Raw genomic sequence first — 2,975 nt, forward strand, 5'->3', positions numbered from 1 at the left:
GACCAAACTAAATTAGGTAGACCAACTGGATTTAGAATAACAGTTAGACAAGTTACAATATCTGCAGGTGCAGGATTCGTAGTTGCATTAACTGGTGAAATAATGAAGATGCCAGGACTTCCAAAAGTTCCAGCAGCAGAAAAAATCGATGTTGATGAAAATGGAGTAATATCTGGTTTATTCTAGACTTTATTGTTAACACTTAAATATTTACATAAATATAATGATTATAGTGTAAAATTAGTATTACCATGTGACAGTTATAATAATAAAAGTAACTTTATTATTATAGAATAAGAAGATAATATTAATATATAAATAAAAAGAGAGGCTGCCATAGAACAATGTTTTATTGTTCTGTGACAGCCTCTTCAAATAAAGTAATTTTACATAAGTTTGTCATTTTCCATTACTACAGGTTCATAAGTTTGACTTTCGCCTGTAATACTAGTTTTTAGTCTATCGACCATGTATGATTTTAACTCTTCTTTATTTTTGAATTTTGTTATTTGGTAAGGTAATTCAAACCCGTATTTTTCTATAAATATAACTCCATCATTAGTATTTATAGCAACTCCAGTATGACCTACAAATAAAGCATTGTTTTCTTCATCTGGAACATAACCATTTATTATAGAAATATTTTTATCTGATTTAAATGATATTTTTCTATTTTTTAATTCTTTAGCAATTTCATCAGCAGATTTTTTAACGTCATTAAAATCACTTACCTTGATATTTGAGAAGAAATTGAAAAATTTGTTCATATCTTCCTTGCTAAATTTTGCATCAGGATTATCTCTTAATGTTGCGTAATCCATTTCTAAGTTAGTATTGTCTATTTTATCATAATCTAAAGAAGAATTTGAGATTATGAATTTATTAAATAATCTAAAAGCAGTTATCCTACAATTTTGGTCAGTAAATTTAGAATTACTTTCTAGCCATTTATCAGAAAGATCATATAAATTATATGGAACTTGCATTTTAGATAATCTTTCATTTTCATTTAAAAGTTCTACACCTTCCACACTTTTATAATAGTGTTTAACTGATTGCATAAACATAGAAATATCTTCTTTATCGATATTATTTTCGCTTAAAAAATCAGCTACTTTTTTTTGAGTATCTTCATCACTCATAGTTGAATACTTCATATTTTCAGAAGTCAAAGGTTCTTCTTTTTGGCTTTGAGAAGTACATCCGCCAAATAATAAGGTTGTAAGCAATACGCCTACTATCAATATTTTTTTCATAAAACTAGCTCCCTCAATTTTATTTTTAAGATATTATATCATAGTTTATAATTTCATAAAATAAATAAAAGACAAAAGGAATATAATTTATGGATAGTAAATTAATAGAAAATATTTATTATCTACCTTGAATAATTATTTTTAATCATATTAACTAATAACATGATATTTAAGATTATTAATCCTATTGAAAATACTAATATTAATGAACTAATTTGATTGTCACTTTGAAGAACAAAGAAACCAACTAGTAGAATGATAATTGACACTGTATCGTATTTTTGGATTAATAATTTACTTTTAAAAGAAGATAATCCAGGATATTTAACTATACTACCTTCTTTTAAAGATTTTTTAGCATTTAATTTCCAAAGTAAATCTTGTAAAAAATTCAAACCTAAATATAATGCAAGGCTACTATAAAAAATTATTATGCATGACTTTCCATAAGAATAAGACTCTATAGTAGGATTATTTTTTCCAAAAGTTAGTGCTAAAAAAATAAAGCATAACATTTGAATAAAATATCCAAAATTAAATTTTAATAATGAATCTAATTTTAATGAATCATCAGTTTGTATATCGACTGCATTTGAATCTTCTGTGCAAAATATCTGATATTGTGAGCTTTCAACAATATGTTTCCATCCAGATGATTCACATATATCAATATATTCATTAAATAATAATTCGTAATTTTGTAGTGATGTATCAGCACATGTATCTGATAACTTTGGAATATCCACTGTAAACCTCATATTTTTAGGTTCGCATCTTTTAAATTTAAAAATATTAAGTATCCAAATTTCGTCGAGCATCCAGCCTTTAGCAGCCATTTCGGATAAATATAATTCTAAAGCATGACAGTCACTTGCATCAAATGGAACTGTCCTAAACAATATATTTTTGCTAATTCTCATAAATATTTCCCCTTTTTATAAATTAATTAAGATGATTTTATTTTTATAGTACGTATAATTATTTTTAATGAAAATAATTACTTATCTAAAAAAGTTTTGCCGTCGTTTACCATAAGTAAAAGTCTATTGTATTCTTCTTTTAAAATGTTGATACCATCTTCTGTTATGATGTAACTTATTTTTCTACCTTCAACAGAAGTTTCTTTGATTAATCCAGCTTGTTGAAATTTTCTAAGTAGGGTATATAAAGTTCCAGGACCTACACGAATCCTTCCATTAGAAATAGTTTCAACATTTTTCATAATATCAACTCCACAACATTCTTTTGTTAAAGATAATAGAACATAATACATAGGTTCAGAAAGTGTTTGAAACTGCTTTCGTGCCATCTTTACCTCCTTTTATAAAAGAAATATCGAGTATCGATATTTATAGCTTGATTATAATATCGATACTCGATATTGTCAATATAATCCAATAATAAATATAATTACGACTTTGTTACATATACTGTTTATATAGAATAGGTGTAGGACAAGGTAGATACTAGAAAGGGGGATGAGTTATGGCAGCAAGAAAGAGTCCTATAAGGGACAGATTAAATGGATATTTTTCATCTAAATATTCAATATTATCATTAGTAGGTTTACATATTTTAATGTCTATTATAATGTTATTCAGTGTATATGAATTATTTGTAGGTATAAGCGCAACTAGGTTTATTTATGATGAGCTAAAATACGTACAAGCATCAGTATTTGGAATAGATTTCATAGCACAAAACGACCATTTTTATTTT

Annotated in this window: 5 protein-coding genes; 2 read left to right on the plus strand and 3 right to left on the minus strand. The window is 26.0% G+C overall.

Annotated features, from left to right (window positions below; translation table 11 throughout):
- Positions 1-186: formate--tetrahydrofolate ligase (locus tag I4U58_RS13280; RefSeq protein ID WP_082421743.1), on the plus strand; the 186-nt coding region annotated here is incomplete at its 5' end.
- A gap of 200 nt (positions 187-386) precedes the next feature.
- On the opposite strand, the gene I4U58_RS13285 is transcribed toward I4U58_RS13280, so the two are convergent.
- The 3 genes from I4U58_RS13285 to I4U58_RS13295 form a co-directional block, all read right to left on the minus strand.
- Positions 387-1,256, minus strand: a complete 870-nt coding sequence (locus tag I4U58_RS13285) for a DUF4300 family protein (RefSeq protein ID WP_195931812.1) — start codon at positions 1,254-1,256, stop codon at positions 387-389.
- A 122-nt stretch (positions 1,257-1,378) separates the two neighbouring features.
- Positions 1,379-2,176: a DUF2812 domain-containing protein gene (locus I4U58_RS13290; protein WP_195931813.1), complete on the minus strand. Its 798-nt coding sequence runs from the start codon at positions 2,174-2,176 to the stop codon at positions 1,379-1,381.
- A gap of 77 nt (positions 2,177-2,253) precedes the next feature.
- On the minus strand, positions 2,254-2,565 hold the full coding sequence (locus tag I4U58_RS13295) for a PadR family transcriptional regulator (protein WP_195931814.1): 312 nt from the start codon (positions 2,563-2,565) through the stop codon (positions 2,254-2,256).
- Positions 2,566-2,741: 176 nt separating this feature from the next.
- On the opposite strand from I4U58_RS13295, the gene I4U58_RS13300 reads away from it, so the two are divergent.
- Positions 2,742-2,975 (plus strand): hypothetical protein (locus I4U58_RS13300; RefSeq protein ID WP_195931815.1); only part of this gene is annotated, 234 nt, incomplete at its 3' end.

The organism is Clostridium sp. 1001270J_160509_D11, from assembly GCF_015667935.1.
GTDB lineage: Bacteria > Bacillota > Clostridia > Peptostreptococcales > Peptostreptococcaceae > Intestinibacter.